The sequence below is a fragment of the Tabrizicola soli genome (genome assembly GCF_015999335.1).
GTDB classification, from domain to species: Bacteria; Pseudomonadota; Alphaproteobacteria; order Rhodobacterales; family Rhodobacteraceae; genus Tabrizicola; species Tabrizicola soli.
In genome coordinates, this window is record NZ_JAEACP010000004.1 from 26,237 (window position 1) to 44,442 (window position 18,206).

The following is an 18,206-nucleotide window of genomic DNA, read 5'->3' on the forward strand; positions in this document are numbered from 1 at the left end:
ATCGCCTCCTTAGAACTGGAAGTAGAGGAAGGGGGAGAAGCTCTGTTCGGCCAGACGCATGACCGAAAGCGCGAAGATGGCCGAGGTCACCAGCACCGGCACCAGCGTGTCGGTCGCCGACAATGCGCCGCCGGGGCCGGAGGGCACATAGTAGCGCCGGACCACGATCTCGCGCGCCATGGGCTCGATGGCGCAGAGGACGATGGCGAAGGCCATGATGACCAGGCTCTCGCGGGTGATCTGCAGCGCGACCTCGACCGGCAGCGACAGGCCGTTCAGGCCCAGCATCCCGGCGTAGAACCCGACCGCCTGGGTCATGTCCGGCGCGCGGAAGACGACCCAGCCCAGAAGCACGACCAGCAGCGTCAGCGCGACCCGCGACGCGGTGCGGGGGCGCATCGACCAGCCCAGCCAGCGTTCCGCGGCCAGCCAGCCGCCGTGCCAGACACCCCAGACCACGAAGGTCCAGTTCGCGCCGTGCCAGAGGCCGCCCAGCACCATGACCGTCATCAGGTTGACATAGGTCCGTCCGCCGCTGATCCGGTTGCCGCCCAGCGGGATATACAGGTAGTCGCGCAGCCAGACCGACAGGCTGATGTGCCAGCGCCGCCAGAACTCGGTGATCGAGGCCGAGACATAGGGCGTGTCGAAGTTCTCGCGGAACTTGAAGCCCATCATCAGGCCAAGCCCCATGGCCATGTCGCTGTAGCCCGAGAAGTCGAAGTAGAGCTGCAGCATGTAGGCCACCCCTCCGGCCCAGGCGAGCGGGGCCGAGGGATCGGGCGTGGCGAAGGCCAGGTCGGCCAGGGGCGCCAGCGTGTCGGCGATCAGCACCTTCTTGCCCAGGCCGATAGCGAACCAGGCCATGCCGTCCGCGAATTTCTGCGGCGTATGGCTGCGGTGCTCGAACTGGTGGGCAAGGTCCTTGAAGCGCAGGATCGGCCCGGCCACCAGCTGCGGAAACAGCGCGATGAAGGCGGCGAAGTCGAAGAAGTTGCGCGTGGGCTTCGCATCCTGGCGCAGCACGTCCACCAGATAGCTGATGCAGTGGAAGACGTAGAACGACACCCCGATCGGCAGGATCAGGCGCCAGTGGATGTCCAGGCCCTCGGCCGTGGTGCCGAAAAGGGCGGCGAAACTGTCGATGAAGAAGTTGAGATACTTGAACACCCCCAGCACCGACAGGCAGCCCGCCACGCCGATGCCGCACCAGACCCGCGCCCTGCGGGTGCCGAGGTTGGCCGCGATCCGGTGGCCGATGCCGTAGGTCCAGAGCGTCGTCAGGAACAGCAGGAGCAGGAAGTCGAAGCGCCACCAGCCGTAGAACAGGTAGGACCCCGCCAGGATCAGCGCCGAGCGGAAGCGGAAGGGCGTCAGGTAGTAGAGCGCCAGGAAGGTCGGCAGGAACAGGAACAGGAAGATTTCCGAGGAAAAGACCATCAGGCTACTCCGTCTCGCAGGGAACGGCCGCCCCGGGCGTCGCGCCCAGGGCGGCGGGGATCACCAGGGCTTCGCCGGTGCTCAGCCAGGGGCCGAGCCAGGGCGCGAAGTCCCCGGCGAACTGGCGCGGGGTCTGGTCGGACAGGTCGTTGCCCGAAAGGGTGACCTCGCCCAGACCGGCGGCGCGCAGGCCCTCGCGGTTCCGGGCCAGGAGGTTGTCGGCCAGAAGCACCGGCCCCTTGCCCGACTGGTCCCGGACCTCGACCCCGGCCGAGCCGTTGGACAGGATCACGTTGTCCTCGACCCGCGCGGCGCCGGTGTGGGAAAGGCGCAGCCCGGCTGTCCGGTTGGCGGCGACGATGTTGCCCCGGACCGTCACGCAATCCGCATGCCCGATGGAAATGCCAGCCCCGGCATTTGCCAGCACGACATTGCCGCGCAGATCCAGGTTCCTGACATTGCCCTCGACCTGGATGCCGTTGCCGCCCGCGCCCTGGATGGTGTTCGCGGCGACCCTCACCCCGTCAAGCTTGCCCGAGAGGCGCAGGCCCGCCCCTTTTCCGCCAGCGCCGATCCGGTTGCCGGCGATCACAAGGTTCCGCCCGTCGCGGACGACGACCGCGCCCGCCCCGCCCAGCCGGTTCCCGGCGAGGACCAGCCCGTCCGCCCCCTGGAAACCCAGGCTGACGACGCGCTCGAAGCCGCTGCCGGTCACCATCGGGGAAGAGGGCGATTGCAGGAGGCCCGTGGTCAGGACCGCGACGCCGCGAAAGGCCGTCGGGCCTTGGAAACCCAGGTCGGCGAAGCTGGCGCCCCGGGCGTGAAGGCTGCCCCGGCCGGTGACCAGAAGGAACGGCCGGAAGGCCTTGACGACCGGGTTCTCGCCGCCATCGCCGCGCAGGCTGGCCCCGTCGATCCGGACCGCGCCGAAGCTGAGCAGGAAGGCCCCGCCGGCGGTGTCCATCTCCAGCTCCTCCCCCTCGGCCAGGACCAGCGCCGCGCCGGGCCAGACGACGAGGGGACGCCGCAGATGCCAGACCTCGCCCTCGCGGCCGACCAGCCCGCTTGCGGCCTCCAGATCGGCCAGCCGCGCGGTGCCGGACATGAGGTAGATCACATCCGTCCGCCCGTCCTGCGCCAGTTGCAGCGCAAGATGCCCGTTGCCGCCCGAGAGGATGGAAAGCTGGGTCAGCGCCACCTGGACCTCTCCCTCGCGCACATCCGGCGCGACCTCGGCCAGTGCCGGGGGGTCGGGCGGCGCGACGGACGGCAGGCCGCCCGCCAGTTCGCCCGCCAGTGCCGCCAGCCTGCCGGTGTCGGCCTTGGCGGCAAGCTCGGCGGTAATGGCCTCGTGCAGCCGGGCGTCCGGCTCGGCGCCCAGGGGGGCGGCGAGGAGGCAGGCGGCCAGCACAGGCGGCGCAAGTCGCATCAGAGAACCTCCGGCAGAACCGGGAGGCCGGTCCGGTGACGCCGGGCGGTCGCGGCGATCTTCGGCGGCTGGGTCTCTGCCGCGCTGCGGAACTGCAGATGCATCAGCTTCAGCTCGCGCTCGGCCGTATTGGTCAGGGGCAGCGCATGGTCGGCGTCGATCACGATGGTCTGGCCCCGGCGGAGCGCCACCTCGGCCCCGTCGATCTTGCAGCGCCCCTCGCCCGCCATCACGGTCAGGAGGCTGGGCCCCTGCCCGGTGCCGTTGACCTGCAGGCTTGCGCTGCGGTGCACCGTCATGATCCGCATGTCGTGGCTGGCATCCGAGGCCAGCGTCTGGATCCGGCCCCAGGGCATCTCGCGCGTGGTGTGGCTGGAAACCTCGCGCCGCTTCTGCGCCTTCAGTTTCTCGACCACCTGCTTGACGTCCTGGGCATAGGCGCGCTGGGTGACCAGCACGGCATCGGGCGTGTCGATGACCACGGTGTCCTCCATCCCGATCACCGCGACGAGGCGGGTCTCGCTCTGGATCAGCGAGTTGCGGGTGTTCACTGCCATCACGTCGCCATGCAGCACGTTGCCGTCGCGGTCCTGGTCCGAGATCTGGTAGACCGCGTTCCAGGCGCCCACGTCGTCCCATTGCACGCCATGCAGCGGCGCCAGGGCGATCTTCGGCGTGCGCTCGAAGACCTGGCGCTCGGTCGGCTCGTTCGCGGCGCGGCGGAAGGCGGCCTCGTTCAGGACGATCCCGAGCGTCCGCATCTCGGCCCCGTCGACGGCGGCGGTCACCGCGGAATGGGTGGTCGGATCCAGACGGCGGAACTCCTCGATCAGGGTGTCGGCCCGCATCAGGCTGATGCCCGAGGCCCAGTAGACGCCCCCGGCCTCGATCAGGCTTCGGGCGTGGTCGTAACCGGGCTTCTCGACGAAGCGCTCGACGCGGTGCAGCCCGGCGTAATCCTGGTAGGCCCCGCCGTCGGTGATGTAGCCATAGCCGGTCTCGGGATAGGTCGGGATCACGCCGAAGCTGACGATCCGCCCGTCCTGCGCCGCCGGAAGCATCGCGGCGATGATCCGGTTGATGTCGCCCTTGATCATGTGGTCCGAGGGCAGGACCAGGATCACCGCCCCGGGATTCTCGCGGCGGGCGCAGATCGCGGCGGCAAGGACGGCGGGGCCGGTGTTGCGGCCGACCGGCTCGCCGATGACGCGGCCCTGCAGCTGAAGCTCGTCCAGCTGGCGGTGGACCAGCGCGGCCTGACCGGCGTTGGTGACGACGAGAGGCGGCGCGAATGCCTCGGAGCGGTGGCGTTGCAGGGTGGCCTGGAAATAGGTGAGACTGCCCTTTCCCAGCGTCGGCTGGAACTGCTTGGGCTGCTCGACCCGGCTCATCGGCCACAGGCGCGAGCCCATGCCGCCGCACAGAACCACGGGAACAATGCAATGTGTCATGGTTGATCGGCCTCTGCATCAGGGATTGAACGGTGGATCACAGCCGCCACGGGCTGCAGGACGCCGGGAAGCGGCCGGCGCAGGGTGACCTCGGCCAGCTGGCCCAGAAGGTCGTCGGCCAGGGGTTCGGTCGGGATCAGGCGGAAGGGAACCGGCTCTCCGGGCGCGGCGGTGCCCAGGCCGTCGGGGGCCAGCCGGGCCGTGACCTCGCGGCCCCCGGCGAAGCTCAGCCCGATGCTTCCGGCCTGGGCCAGGTCCAGAATCCGGTCCGGCGGCACCGATCCGGTCACGACCACCCCGGCGTCCGGGGCCGAGATGCGCAGGACCGGATCGCCGGCAAAGACGGTCGAGCCGGCTTCGACGCCCAGCGCCTGAATCCGGCAGTCGCAGGGCATGGTGACGGAAAGCGCCTGCCCGGTGTTCGAGCGGATCGCGAAGGCGACCTCGCCCTGCTTTGCCTCGGGGTTCAGAAAGTCGATCTGGCCGGTCGCGGTGGCCGCCAGGGTGCGGCCGTCCAGCCCGGCGACGGCGGGGGTCGGGAGCGTCACGGTAAAGACGCGCTGGACGACCTTGACGGTGACCAGCCCGGCCAGCCCCGCCGCAAGGACCAGCAGCGCCGCCGTCCCGCCAAGACCGCGCAGCCAGCGCCGGCGGGCCTGCGGCTGCCCGGCCTTCGGCCTGGCTCCGGCCGGAGGACCGATCGACAGCACATCGCCCAGCGTCACCAGGTCGCCCGCGATATGGGCGTTCATCAGATGCCGCAGCTGCGGCAGATGATCGCCGAGCGGATCCAGGAACTCCAGCATGGCGGTGCCCCGTGCGGCGTCCAGCTCCTGCATCCGCACCTCGATCGAGAGGGCGACGACGAAGCCCTGGAACCGGAACACCACCAATGCAAGCCGCTCGCTCCCGGCCGATTGCGGGTCGATCAGCCCGCTGATCCCGGCACGCACCAGCGAGATGCCGCGCCCCATGTATTGCCGCCCGGCGATCTCGACATGGAAGGGCATGTCCAGCATCGGATGGTCGGCCGGTCCGGTCAGCGCCATCGCGGCGGACTTGAGGGAGGGTCTGGCTTGGTCCAAGGGTCGGTCCTTTCGCGGCAGGTTTCAGACAAGCCCCGACAGCAGCATGATCCCGAAGGTCAGCCAGCCGAGCGCGAGGGCGTGAACGCAGGTGGAGCCATAGCCGCGCAGCCGGGCGGCAAGGGGCAGGCGGGCGGCGGCGGGGCCGGACTGGCGGGTCCAGCGCTGCCGGTCGAGGCGGAAGAGGACGTAGCTTTTCACCGCCGCGCCGACGATCTGGCCGAAGTAGAGCAGTATCGGATAGGTGATCGGGAAGCCCCGGCCCCGGATGCTGGCCAGGACCCAGCAGAAGACATAGCGGGTGGCCATGACCCAGGCGATATAGGCCGGGATCACCAGGGGCTCGACAAAGGCCGCCGCCAGGATGACCGAGATCGGCCCGGCCAGCGTGGTCCAGATCCCAATCTTCTGGTCAAGGATCGACCACCAGGTGAAAAGGCCGATCTGCGACGGCCGCAGAGCCAGGGCTCGTCCATTGGTGCGCAGCATGTTGCCGAACCAGCGGATCATCAGGGTGACCGCGCTGTCGACGAAACCGGGCTTCGGCTGGGTCTCCATCGACAGCGAGGTGACGTCCGGCAGATACAGCATCTTGTAGCCGCGCTGCAGAAGCCAGAACCAGGTCGATTTGTCGTCCCCGGTCAGGAAATCGACCCGGCCCAGCCGCCAGTGGTCGATATGGTCGTGCTGCACCAGACGGATGAACTCATGCTGGGTGGCCAGGTCGGCGCGGAAGACCGACATGCGCCCGGTCAGGGTCAGGACCCGGCCCGACAGGCCCATCGAACTCATCATCATCTGGCGCTGGGTGAAGCGCAGGGCGAACCAGTCGGCGAAGAGGCCCGGCTCGCGGATCTCGACCGCCTCGTCGGTGGTCAGCGCCCCGACCTCGGGATCGGTGAAGAAGGGCGTGGTGGCGGCGATGATGTCCTGCGGCACGCAGCTGTCGCCGTCGACCAGCAGCAGGATGTCCCGGCGCGACGGCGCCTGCCGGGCGATCAGCCGCAAGGACCGGGCGAGCGCGTCGCGCTTGCCGGTGCCGGGGATCTGGTCCACCACCAGCTCGACCCCGTCCATCGGCACGTCCATCAGCGCGTGGATGCGCTTGATCAGGCGCAGATCGGCGGTGTCGACGACCGAGGCGACGATCGTCGCCCCGCCCGGCGCCGCCGCAGCAGCCCGGAAGAGCGAGCGGTAGACGCGCTGGGTGGTGTCGGTGTCGATCTTGTAGCTGGTGACCAGGAAATAGGCGTGGCCGCGCACCGGCTCGGCCGCCTCGGCGGCGAGGGCGCGGGCCTTCAGCCGCGGATAGGCGACGGCCTGATACCAGACCGCGCGCAAATAGTTGATCGCGGCCCAGCCATAGCGCCAGATCCCGACCGTGCCGACCACGATCAGCCCGTCCGAGACATGGCCCAGCGCCCCCGGCGGGATCGCCAGCACCAGAAGCCCCAGCACCGCGAGGTAGATCAGATGGCCAAGGATCGCGCGCAGGCGGGTCATCTTACCAGCAGATCCCTTCATAGCTGCCTTCCGACTTCTGGCCGGGCTTGATCCGGGCCAGATCGATCATCGGGCGGTTGCCCAGGGCCGCCTGCAGCGGCGGGATCGCCTCGTCGTAGCGGTTTCCGACCAGGACCAGATCCGAATCCGCGATCAACTCGTCGATCGAGGGCACCAGCCGGCTGCCCAGCGCGATGTCATGCTCCAGCCCCCGGCCTGCGGCGGTGGAATCGTTGGCGAAGGCCTCTCGCACGAAGGGGTCGTAGACGGAAAGCTGGACCCCGCGCCCGATCAGCCGCGCCGCCAGCTCGGCCAGCGGGCTTTCCCGGATATCATCGGTCCCCGGCTTGAAGCTGATCCCCACCATGCCCACCCTGGTCTTGCCCGAGGCCTCGATCATCGCCTCGGCCCGGGCGATCTGCGCCGCGTTGCCCACCAGCACCGCATCCAAGAGCGGTGAGGCGACCTGCCGACGTGCCGCGAAGGACCGCAGCGCCCGCACGTCCTTGGGCAGGCATGACCCGCCGAAGGCAAAGCCGGGGCGCAGGAAGTCCGGGCTCATCGAGACCTTGCGGTCCGAGCAGAGGATCGCCATCACGCGCTGGCCATCCAACCCGGCCGCCTTGGCAATGTTCCCGATCTCGTTGGCAAAGCCGACCTTGACCGCCCGCCAGGCGTTCGAGGTGTATTTCACCATCTCGGCCGTGCCGACATCGACCAGGTTGATCTCGCAATCGAGGTCCTGGTTCAGCTGGGTCAAGAGCGCCCCGGTCGCGGCATCCAGCGCGCCGAAGACGATCAGGCCAGGGTCCTGATAATCGCGGATCGCAGTGCTCTCGCGCAGGAACTCGGGATAGTATCCCACTCCGAAATCCCGCCCGGCCTTCAGGCCCGAGGCCTGTTCCAGCAGCGGGATGCAGGTCCCGGCCATGGTTCCCGGCACGATGGTCGAGCGCAGGATGACCGAATGGAACCCGCCATGCCCCGGCAGCGCCCGGCCGATCGTCTCGCACACGGCCCGCACATGCCCGAGCCCGACCGAACCGTCGGGGTCGCTGGGCGTGCCCACGCAGACGAACGAGGCATCGCTATCCTGCACCGCCGCGGCGGCATCGGTGGTGGCGCGCAGCCGGCCCGAGGCGACGACCCGGGCGATCAGCTCGGGCAGGCCCTTCTCGACGATGGGCGAGCGCCCGGCATTGATCGCGGCGACCTTGGCCGGGTCCACGTCCACCGCGACGACCTCATGCCCGTCGCGGGCCAGACAGGCTGCCGACACCACGCCGACGTAGCCGATACCAAAGACTGCAAGCCTAGCCATATCCGTTTTCCTTCCTTCGACCCCGCGTCGGGGTCCTGTCATCCGATGCAGCACCGCAGCATCAACCACAGGGTAGGCACCCGGTTCCGGCCGAAGACAGTCAGGCAAAAACCCGACGTAATATTTGATTTATCAGGGTAATTCCTGACATTCCCTACATGGAACGCTACAGTTAAACCCGCGGTGTAGGGAAATTCCTGACAGAAGGTTTCTGCAGGCGCGAAGGTCGTTGCGCCGCCGTACGGGCGGCTTTCAGATCTGGTTGAAGGTCGGCGCCTGGCTCAGCCGACGGTGAGACGGGTCTTGTCGACCCAACCCTGGGAGATGGCAAATTCGACGATCTGCCGCCGTCCCGAGAGATTCAGCTTGCTGGAACCGCGCGCCTTGTAGGTCTCGATCGTCTTGCAGGACAGATCCAGTTCCTTGCCGATTTCCTTCAGCGACTTGCCATGCGCCACGGATTTCAGCACGAAAAGTTCGCGTTCGGACAGACGGGTATCCTGCGAGGCGATGGGCGGGTCTTCGGCGCCGGGTAGCGCGATCGCCGCCGCAAAGGCTGCATCAATGAATATCCCGCCCTGCGCCGTGGTCAGCAGGGCGATCTTGAGAATGTCGAAGGGCACGGTCCTGGGCAGGATTCCGCGAAAGCCCGCGGCGATGCAATGCCGCGCGAGATCCACCGAGTCCGAACTGGAATACCCCACCACCGACCGCCCGAAGGGGCCAAGGTCGCGGATCAGCGTGGCGGGGGGCACCTCGTTTTGGGCCGGGTCGAGGAGGATGACGTCGAAATCCCCGGCCGCGGCGGGATCGGGCGTCGGTCCAAGAAAGACCGTCCGCGCCGAAAGGCTCATGTCCTGGGCCAGAAGGGCTGCGATGCCATCGGCAAGCAGCGGGTTGGCATCAATGATGGCGATGTTCAACTGGGTTTCAGTCGAATGCATTTTCGCGCCTCGATCAGGACATTCGGGTCACGCGCACCTGTTGCGTGCAGCGAGAACAGGCTCCGGGTCCGGCGATCAAACCATCCGTGCGGGGATTGGTTCCAGACAATTGTTTTGAGACCGGCGGAAATACCCGTTGGGGGGCGGGGAAAGCCGCCTATGCGCGTGCGCTTGCGCCATTCCGTCGGGGAAAAGGACGGTCGGCGGCAGGAATAGGTGCCGCCGATGCCCGCGCCGGGCCTCAGCTTTCGCGGAACTGATGCGCGACGGCGCGGTTGTGCCGCTCATGCGCGGCGTCGCTGCGCGCGATCAGGGTGTAGAACATCGGCACCACGAACAGGGTGAAGACCGTCCCGATCAGAAGCCCGGTGAAGATCACCAGACCCATCGCCTGGCGCGCGGCCGCGCCGGCGCCTTCGGCGATGATCAGCGGCACGACGGCGAGCACCATCGCCGCCGTGGTCATCAGGATCGGCCGCAGCCGCGTCTTCGCCGCCGCGACGATGGCCTGCCGCCGCGACGCGCCCTTCGTCTCGCGCTGTTGGTTGGCGAATTCCACCATCAGGATGCCGTGCTTGGTGATCAGCCCGATCAGGGTGATCAGCCCGACCTGGGTATAGATGTTCAGGGTGCTGGCCCCGAAGAACAGCGGCAGCAATGCGCCGAAGATCGACAGGGGCACCGACATCAGGATGATGAACGGGTCGCGGAAGCTTTCGAACTGGGCCGCCAGCACCAGGTAGATCACCACCAGCGCCGCGCCGAAGGCCAGGAGGATGGTGTTCCCCTCGCTCTTCTCCAGCCGCGACTGGCCGGAATAGTCGATGAAGAACCCGTCCGGCAGGACCTCGGCCGCGATCCGCTCCAACTCGGCCAGGGCGACGCCGGTCGACAGGCCGATCATCGGCATGGCCGTCAGGCTGGCCGAGTTCAGCTGGTTGAACTGCTCGATCGAGGCGGCGGCCACCGTGGGGGTGATCGACACCACCGAGGCCAGCGGCACCATCGCACCCGAGCGGGAGCGGACGAACAGCTGTTCCAGCCGCTCGGGGTTGTCGCGCCATTCGCTCGGGACCTGGGTGATCACGTCATAGCTGTTCGAATCCCGGTCGAACTGCGCCACCGCGCCACCGCCGATCAGAAGGCCGAGCGTCGAGCCGATGTCGGCGACCGTCACCCCCAGAAGGGCCGCCCGGTCGCGGTCGATGGTGACGCGGACCTGCGGCGCGTCGAACGAAAGGCTGTTCTGCACCACGATGAACATGCCCGACTGCATCGCCTTGGCCCGGATCTCCTCGGCGATCTCGACCACCCGCTCGGGGGCGTGGATCGACTGGATCACCATGGCGATCGGCAGCCCGCCCCCGGCCCCCGGCAGCGAGGGCGGGGCGAAGACAAAGCTCTGCAGCCCCGGCGTGCCGTCCAGGATCCCCTGGATCTGCTGCTGGATTTCCTTCTGGCTGCGGTTCCGGTCGGCCCAATCCTTCAGCGCCCAGATGTAGAAGCCGGTATTCGCCGCCCCCCCCATCCCCGCGACCGAGAACGAGGTCTGCACCTCCTCGATATCGGCGGTTCGGCGGCCGACCTCGCGGGTGAAGGCGTCGGTATAGGACAGGGTGGCATAGCGCGGCCCGTTCATGATCGCGAACAGGGCGCCGTTGTCCTCTTCCGGCGCCAGCTCGGAGGAGGTGTTCAGGAACATGAACCCGGTGGCCCCCAGCAGCGACACCACCATCAGCATGGTCACCGGCCGGTAGTCCAGCGAGGAGGAGACCCGCCGCTCGTACCAGTTCGAGACCCCGGTCAGGGTCCGATCGACGATGCGCTGGAAGCGGCCCGGCTCGCCCTCGTGCAGCAGGCGGGCGGACATGGTGGGGGTGATGGTCAGTGCCACCACGCCCGAGATGACCACCGATCCGGCCAGCGTCAGCGCGAATTCGGTGAACAGCGCCCCGGTCAACCCGCCGGTGAAGGCCAGGGGCGACAGCACGGCGGCAAGCGTGATCGTCATCGCGACGACGGGTCCGGTGATCTCCTTCATCCCGGTGATCGCCGCCTGGGCCGGGTGCATCCCGTCGTCGATGTGACGGTGGATGTTCTCGACCACGACGATGGCGTCGTCGACCACGAGGCCGATGGCCAGCACCATGGCCAGAAGGGTCAGGAGGTTGATCGAATAGCCCAGCGCCAGCATCACCGCGCAGACGCCGATCAGCGAGAGCGGGATTGTGACGATGGGCATCACCACCGAGCGGAACGAGCCGAGGAACAGCAGGATCACCACCATGACGATCACCACCGCCTCGGCGATCGTCTTGAACACCTCCGAGATCGAGGCCGCGATGGTCTCGGTCGAGTCGTAGACGAGGTCGATGGTCATGCCCTGCGGCAGGGTCGCCACCAGCGCGGGCAGCGCCTCGTTGACGTTGGTGGCGACATCCAGCTGGTTCTCGCCCGGGGCGGGGACGATGCCGATGAAGGTGCCGGGTTCGCCCGCGAAGGTCACGATGGCGTCGGTCGAGCCCGAGGCAAGCTCGATCCGCGCCACGTCGCGCAGCCGCACCACGCCGTCCGGCCCCTGCACCAGGGGCAGCGCGCCGAAGGAATCCGGCGTCTGGATCGTGCTGTCCAGCGTCAGCGCATAGCTGAAATACTCGTTCTCGGTCTTGCCTGGGGCCGAAAGGAAGTTCGACGACCGGATCGCGGCCAGCACCTCCGAGGCGGTGACCCCGCGGGCGGAAAGCTCCAGCGGGTCAAGCCAGACCCGCATCGCGAATTGCTGCGCCCCCAGGATCTCCATCTGGGCCACGCCCGCGATGTTCGTCACCCTGGGCCGCACCACCCGCTCGAGGTACTCGTTCAGTTCCTCGGGCGACATGTTGGGGTTCTGCACCGCAAGATACATCAGGGCGAAGGTCATCCCCGTGCCCTTGACGATCACCGGATCCTCGGTGTCCTGCGGCAGTTGTCCGCGCACCTGCTGGACCTTGGACATCACCTCGGTCAGGGCGATGTCGGGGTCCGCGCCCAGTTTCATCTGCACCGTCACCACCGAGGCCGAGGGCCGCGACTGGCTGGTGACGTAATCCACGTTCTCGGTGGTCGAGACCGCCGCCGCGATGGGCGAGGTCACGAAGCCCTGGATCAGGTCGGGCGCGGCGCCGGGATAGACGGTCGTGATCGTGATCACGCTTTCCGAGACTTCCGGGTATTGCCGCACCGGCAGGTTCAGGACCGAGGCGAGGCCGACGAACAGGATCATCGCCGCAAGAACGGTGGATAGGACGGGCCTGCGGATGAAGAGTTCCGAAATATGCATCTGGGGCCCCTATTCGCCGGTGGACAGGTCGACCGACGTGTCGATCGCCACCTTCGCCCCGTTGGAAAGCCGGTTCTGCCCCGAGGTCACGACACGGTCTCCCGCCGCCAGCCCCTCGGTCACCTCGATCTGGCCGCCGTTGCGCCGGCCGGTCTGGACAAAGACCTGCGCCGCGGTCAGCGCGTCGCCCTCGCCCGCCTTCACCACATAGGCGTAGCTGCCGTAGAGGCTGGAGACGATGGCCGTCTGCGGAACCGCGATCACCCCCTCCTCGACCGGCAGCGAGACGCGCACCCGCAGGAACTGCCCCGGCAGAAGCTTGCCCTCGGGATTGTCCACCTCGGCCCGCACCTTCGCCAGGCGCGAGTTCGGATCGACCTGCGGCTCGATCGCGATGATCCGTCCGGCCGCGTCGAAAGCGCCGACCTCGGTCTTGACCGTCACCTCGCGCCCCAGTTCCAGCGAGGAAAGCTGCTGCTCGGGCACGGTGAAATCGACATACATCCGGTCAAGGTCCTGCAGCGTGGCATAGATCGTGCCGGGCACGACATATTGCCCGACCTCGACGCGCGGAATCCCGATCACCCCGGCGAAGGGCGCACGCAACTGCCTTGCATCCAGCGCCGCCTGCAGCTGCGCCACCTGCGCGCGGGCGCTCTCCACCTGCGCCTCGGCGCTTTCCAGCGTGTTCGCCGCCCCCACGCCGCGCGTGGTCAGGGTCTCGGCCCGGCTGGCCTCGGCCAGGGCCACGGCAAGCGCGGCCTCGCCGGCGGCAAGTCCCGCCTTCTCGGCCCTGTCGTCGATCTGCACCAGGACCTGATCCTCGACCACCTCGGCATTGCCCTTGAAGTCGATGCTGCGCACGAGGCCGCTCGATTCAGTCGCGAGATCCACCCCCCGCGCCGCGATCGCGGTGCCCACCGCCTCGAAGCCCGGCTCCCAGGACTGGGGCTGCACATCAAGCACCGTCACCGGCACCGGCGGCGGCACGGCCCCGGCCATGAACTGCGCGATCATGTCGTCGCGGAAGAACTTGAACCAGACGATGCCACCCACGATCAGCCCAAGCAGCACGATGGCGATAAGCAGGCGTTTGAACATGTCGTCTCTCGTTCAGCTGAAAATGGTCAGGCCGGAGGGCGCAGGGCCCCTGTCGAATGGATCAGTGAACCATGTGTCGCCCATCGTGGCAAAGGTCAACCTCAGACGGGCGTTATCGCCAACATTCCGTGACGCAAAGGCCCGGCCGGCGACGATGCCAGCTGGCTTCCCACCGGCACCTCCCCGGTCGCAACCCCGATGGCCGCCCTTGGACATCGCGGCCCGCCCCTCGTCGATCCAACGTACCTTGCCCCGGCGCATTGTCTCTGGCAAGTCTGGCGAATTCGTCCCGGATCGACATCTTGCGTTCCTTGACCGTGGCGGCCGCCACATCCGGAACGGGACGAAGTCCGTCAGCGTTTGTCGATCCGGCGGGCAAGGCTGTCGCCAGCCCATTGCAGCCCGGCCACCATGACGATCAGGATCGCCACCACCGCCAGCATCACCGCAGTCTCGAAGCGCTGGTAGCCGTAGCGGATGGCAATGTCGCCCAGCCCCCCGGCCCCGACCGCCCCCGCCATGGCCGAGGCGCCGATCAGTGTCACCAGCGTGACGGTGAAGCCCGAGACGATGCCGGGCAGCGCCTCGGGGATCAGCACCTCGCGCAGTATGGTCCAGCGGGTCGCCCCCATGGCGCGGGCGGCGTCGATCAGCGCGCGGTCGACCTCGCGCAGGGAAACCTCGGCCACGCGGGCGTAATAGGGCGCGGCGGCGATGGTCAGCGGCACGATGGCGGCCGCGATCCCGATGGCCGAGCCGGTGATCAGCCGGGTCAGCGGGATCACCGCGACCAGCAGGATGATGAACGGGACCGAGCGCAGCGCGTTGACCACGAGGCCAAGCACCCGGTTCAGCGCCAGGTTCTGGAAGATGCCGTCGCGGTCGGTGGTGACCAGGATCAGCGCCAGCGGCAGGCCGATCACGAAGGACAGCGCACCGGAGACGCCGGTCATCACCAGCGTCTCCCACAGCCCCTGCACCAGCAGGTCAAACATCGCGCGGGACATGGCCCAGCACCTCGATCGCGGTTGTTTCGGGTTGAAGCCGGGCCACCACGGCGGCCACCAGGCCGGGATCGCTGGTGCCCAGCGCCAGGAACAGGCGGCCGTAAGGCTCGCCCTGGACGTCGTTCAGCCCGCCATGCAGCAGGCGCGGCGGTTGGCCGGTGATCCCCTCGATGATCGCCAGCAGCGGCTGGCGCGCGGCCGCGCCGTAGACATCGACGCGGATCAGCGCCTGTTCGCCCTGCGCCGTGATGCGCGCGGCCAGATCCTGCGGCAGCACCGGCGACAGGCCGCGCAACAGGCTGCGCGTCGTCTCGGCCTGCGGCGAGGCCAGCACCCGCGCGACCGGCCCCTGTTCCACGATCCGGCCCGCGTCCAGCACCAGCACCCGGTGCGCGATCTGGCGGACGACCTCCATCTCATGCGTGATCATCAGGATCGTGACGCCCAGCTGGCGGTTCACGTCCTGCAGAAGCGTCAGGATCGCCTGCGTCGTCTCGGGGTCCAGCGCCGAGGTCGCCTCGTCCGACAGAAGGAGCAGCGGATCGGCCGCCAGCGCCCGCGCGATGCCGACACGCTGCTTCTGCCCGCCCGAGAGCCGCGCCGGGTAGGCGTCGGCCTTGTCGGCCAGACCGACCAGATCCAGGAGGTCCATCACCTTGGCCCGGCGCTGCGCCGCAGGCTGGCCCGCGATCTTCAGCGGCAGGGCGACATTCTCGGCCACGGTTTTGGCGGACAAGAGGTTGAAATGCTGGAAGATCATCCCGATCCGGCGCCGGATCGGCTGCAGCGCCTGTTCCGACAGGCCGGTGATGTCGGTGCCGTCGATCTCCACCCGCCCCGCCTGCGGCCGGTCCAGCCCGTTCAGGCAGCGGATCAGCGTCGACTTCCCCGCGCCCGAGCGGCCGATCAGCCCGACGATCTCGCCGGCCTCCAGCCTCAGCGAGATGCCGTCCAGCGCCGGGCGGTCGGAGAACCGCCGCTCCACCCCCTCCAGCCGCACCACGGGGCGCTTCAAGCCGGTCATTCCATCTTTTCCTTCAAATGCTGGCAGGCGCCCCCCGTATCGGGCGCGCCTGCCGGAAGTTCAAGGGCCAGGGCTTACCAGGCCGGGGACGCCGCGCCCTTGTAGGCGGTGGCATAGGCCTCTTTCACCGCGTCGCTCTGGAAGGCGCTGCGCAGGGTCTCGACCCAGGCCGCGTCCTTGTCCTCGGTCCGGACGGCGATGAAGTTCATGTAGGGGTTGTTCTCGCCCGATTCCTGCGCGATGCGGAAGTCCAGGAGCCCGGCCTTGGCGGCCCAGTCGGTGTTGACCACGGCGGCGTCCAGATCGTCGATCGCCCGGCCCACGACGCCCGCGTCCAACTCGCGCAGGTCGAAGTTCTTCGGATTCTCGGTCACGTCGATCACCGTGGCCAGGATCCCGGCCTCGGGGTTCAGCTTGATCAGGCCCAGCTGCTCCAGCACCTTCAGCGCCCGGCCGCCGTTCGACGGATCGTTCGGCAGGCCGATCACCGCGCCTTCGGGCAGCTCTTCCAGCGTCTTGTAGGTCTTGGAATAGACGCCGATCGGGAAGATCGCCGTGTCGATCACCGGGGTGATCGCATAGCCATGCGCCTCGACCTGGGCTTCCAGATAGGGGCCGTGCTGGAAGGCGTTCGCGTCGATTTCCTTGTTCGCCAGCGCCTCGTTCGGCTGGGTGTAGTCGTTGAAGATCACCGTCTCGAGGGTCAGCCCGGCCGCCTTCGCCTGTTCGGCCACGGCGGCCCAGACGGTCTCGTCCTCGCCGCCCATGATGCCGACCTTCAGGGTGGTTTCCTGGGCGCTGACGGCAGAGGTCAGGGCCAGTGCGGCCGCAAGGGCAAAGGCACCGCGGCGGGTGATGGAGATGATGGGCGACATTGGTATCCTCGTATCTTCGATGGTCCGGCCAGCGCCGGAGCGGCACGGTTATCACTCGCAGGCGCAGCAATGACAATGCAGCCGCAGAGAACACTTTGCCGAACTTCGCAGCCGCATTGGAACATCCTGGGCGATTTCGCGCGCTCCGCAGAATACTGACCGATGGCGCCCGTCCAAAGCGCCGAATCGCCCATTCGCGCTGCTGGACCGGACTGCGGGCGCAGGACGTGACGCCCAAGGGTCCGACGCCGGATGAACGCCAGTCCCTTGCCGCGCTGCAGGCGAGGTCCACGTCCTGTTCGGCGAAACGGGGCAGCGTCATCAAGGGCTGTCGTCGCCCCCCGGTCCAAGACGCGCGCGCCCGGCATCGGCGCGATGTTCCAGGAGTTCAGCCTGGTGCCGCACCTGACCGTAAAGGAGAATCCCTGGACACGAGAGCGCCAGGTCCGGCCAACTATCGCGCCAGCATCAGCGCAGGATGACGACCAGTCAGAGAAAGCAGATGAGTGCGCAAGATTACCCGCCAGAGATTCGGTGATCGGAAATTTCCTTCTATTTCAATTGGTTATTTACCAGCCGCTCAAAAATGAAACCAATACCCTGCGCAGAAAGCAATAAGGTGCGCATGGTTTTCCCGGGCAAGCAGAGGCCAGGGGTCGAGCGCCCAGGTTCCCGCGCATGAAAAAACCCGCGCCGAGGCGCGGATTGATCGGATCTTGGATATTGGGCTGGCCTGAACTCAGGTCTCGATGGCAGCCTGGAATGGCTTGTCCTTACGGAAGAGGGTCCGGTAACCCTCATGGGTAAAGGGGGTTGCTGCCCGGTTCATGCCGGTCTTCTCGACCCAGACCTCGATGAAATGCTCGGACGTCAGGATTTTCGCCCCTGCTTCGGCCGCAAGCGCGGCCGCATCGAATGTCAGCTTGATGAGATTTCCCCATCTGAAGGCCGCGCCAGTGGCGAGGGAGTGATAGAAACCCTCGGTCCGCAGCTGATCGCCGGCCTCGAGACCGGCGGCCATCGCGTAACTGCCGACGATCTCGTGGATCGTATTGTAATCGGGGGCTATCCCACCGTCGGGTTCGGCCGAGAGGTCAATGTCGGCAAAGCGGAGATGGGTCACCAGGCGGTGGAGCTGGGGTTCTTCCTGGATATAACCGGTGAGTTCCGGCACCCCGGAGAGGATCAGCATCAACGGCCAGTCATGGGATTTCATGAGGGTCTTGAAGGCATCGAGGATCGTCAGCCGCCCGCTTTCGTTCCGGGAGCGCAGGATGTGCTGAGCTTCGTCGTAATGGATGCCCACGATGCCCTGGAGCCGGGCGTGGCCGACCACCCGCTCCCAGATCTCGGCTTGCGTCTGGCGGCTGCTGGCTGGGACCGGATAGCCCATGGCATGGAGCGTCTTGCGGCCGAGGTCCTTCCAGCCACCCTTGGAATCCAGTACGCATTCGATGATCCGCGCCGGCCTGCCGTCGGGCAGTGCCAACCCGCTTTCGTTGAACCGGTGGAGGAGATCGGCGATCTCCCTGGTCTTGCCGCTTCCGGAAGGGCCGGTGACGAGAAGACACTCGGTCTCGAAGCGCCGACCACCGCGCAGGCTGCCCAGGTGTCTGCTGAACAGGCGGGCGAAGGCAGTCTCCAGCTCCCTGGCACGGGAGAGCGGGTAGTGCCGGTCGGAGAGCCGGGTCATCAGTTCGGCGATCT

The 18,206-nt window shown here is 67.7% G+C and carries 14 protein-coding genes; 1 reads left to right on the top strand and 13 read right to left on the bottom strand.

What is annotated here, in order from left to right:
* Positions 1–9 precede the first annotated feature (9 nt).
* From I7S92_RS04450 to I7S92_RS04505, 12 genes are all read right to left on the bottom strand, one after another.
* Positions 10–1,440, bottom strand: coding sequence for an MBOAT family O-acyltransferase (locus I7S92_RS04450; protein ID WP_197642286.1), 1,431 nt, complete (start codon positions 1,438–1,440; stop codon positions 10–12).
* Positions 1,441–1,444: 4 nt separating this feature from the next.
* The gene (locus I7S92_RS04455) at positions 1,445–2,869 is read right to left on the bottom strand and encodes a right-handed parallel beta-helix repeat-containing protein (protein ID WP_197642287.1); all 1,425 of its coding nucleotides are present in this window, start codon (positions 2,867–2,869) and stop codon (positions 1,445–1,447) included.
* Positions 2,869–4,320: a mannose-1-phosphate guanylyltransferase/mannose-6-phosphate isomerase gene (locus I7S92_RS04460; RefSeq protein WP_197642288.1), complete on the bottom strand. Its 1,452-nt coding sequence runs from the start codon at positions 4,318–4,320 to the stop codon at positions 2,869–2,871. The genes I7S92_RS04455 and I7S92_RS04460 overlap by 1 nt, the downstream gene beginning before the upstream one ends.
* A complete protein-coding gene (locus I7S92_RS04465) occupies positions 4,317–5,369 on the bottom strand; it encodes an HlyD family secretion protein (protein WP_197642289.1) in 1,053 nt (350 codons plus the stop codon). The genes I7S92_RS04460 and I7S92_RS04465 overlap by 4 nt, the downstream gene beginning before the upstream one ends.
* A 60-nt stretch (positions 5,370–5,429) precedes the next feature.
* Positions 5,430–6,908 (bottom strand): glycosyltransferase, encoded by a 1,479-nt coding sequence (locus I7S92_RS04470; RefSeq protein WP_206761000.1) that lies wholly within the window; start codon positions 6,906–6,908, stop codon positions 5,430–5,432.
* Position 6,909: 1 nt separating this feature from the next.
* On the bottom strand, positions 6,910–8,229 hold the full coding sequence (locus tag I7S92_RS04475; protein WP_197642290.1) for a nucleotide sugar dehydrogenase: 1,320 nt from the start codon (positions 8,227–8,229) through the stop codon (positions 6,910–6,912).
* A gap of 281 nt (positions 8,230–8,510) precedes the next feature.
* Positions 8,511–9,173, bottom strand: coding sequence for a response regulator transcription factor (locus tag I7S92_RS04480; RefSeq protein ID WP_197642291.1), 663 nt, complete (start codon positions 9,171–9,173; stop codon positions 8,511–8,513).
* A 241-nt stretch (positions 9,174–9,414) separates the two neighbouring features.
* Entirely contained in the window at positions 9,415–12,492 is a 3,078-nt protein-coding gene (locus I7S92_RS04485) for an efflux RND transporter permease subunit (RefSeq protein WP_197642292.1), read from the bottom strand.
* A 9-nt stretch (positions 12,493–12,501) separates the two neighbouring features.
* The gene (locus I7S92_RS04490; RefSeq protein ID WP_197642293.1) at positions 12,502–13,593 is read right to left on the bottom strand and encodes an efflux RND transporter periplasmic adaptor subunit; all 1,092 of its coding nucleotides are present in this window, start codon (positions 13,591–13,593) and stop codon (positions 12,502–12,504) included.
* Positions 13,594–13,946: 353 nt separating this feature from the next.
* Entirely contained in the window at positions 13,947–14,600 is a 654-nt protein-coding gene (locus tag I7S92_RS04495) for a methionine ABC transporter permease (RefSeq protein WP_197642294.1), read from the bottom strand.
* On the bottom strand, positions 14,581–15,624 hold the full coding sequence (locus I7S92_RS04500) for a methionine ABC transporter ATP-binding protein (RefSeq protein WP_197642295.1): 1,044 nt from the start codon (positions 15,622–15,624) through the stop codon (positions 14,581–14,583). The genes I7S92_RS04495 and I7S92_RS04500 overlap by 20 nt, the downstream gene beginning before the upstream one ends.
* 74 nt (positions 15,625–15,698) lie before the next feature.
* Positions 15,699–16,499, bottom strand: coding sequence for a MetQ/NlpA family ABC transporter substrate-binding protein (locus I7S92_RS04505; protein WP_197642296.1), 801 nt, complete (start codon positions 16,497–16,499; stop codon positions 15,699–15,701).
* 375 nt (positions 16,500–16,874) lie between these two features.
* Here I7S92_RS04505 and I7S92_RS04510 point away from each other — a divergent pair, with 375 nt between their 5' ends.
* Positions 16,875–17,117 (top strand): hypothetical protein, encoded by a 243-nt coding sequence (locus tag I7S92_RS04510; RefSeq protein ID WP_197642297.1) that lies wholly within the window; start codon positions 16,875–16,877, stop codon positions 17,115–17,117.
* 121 nt (positions 17,118–17,238) lie between these two features.
* Here I7S92_RS04510 and I7S92_RS04515 read toward each other — a convergent pair whose 3' ends face one another.
* Positions 17,239–18,192 (bottom strand): ATP-binding protein, encoded by a 954-nt coding sequence (locus I7S92_RS04515; protein WP_206761001.1) that lies wholly within the window; start codon positions 18,190–18,192, stop codon positions 17,239–17,241.
* Positions 18,193–18,206 lie beyond the last annotated feature (14 nt).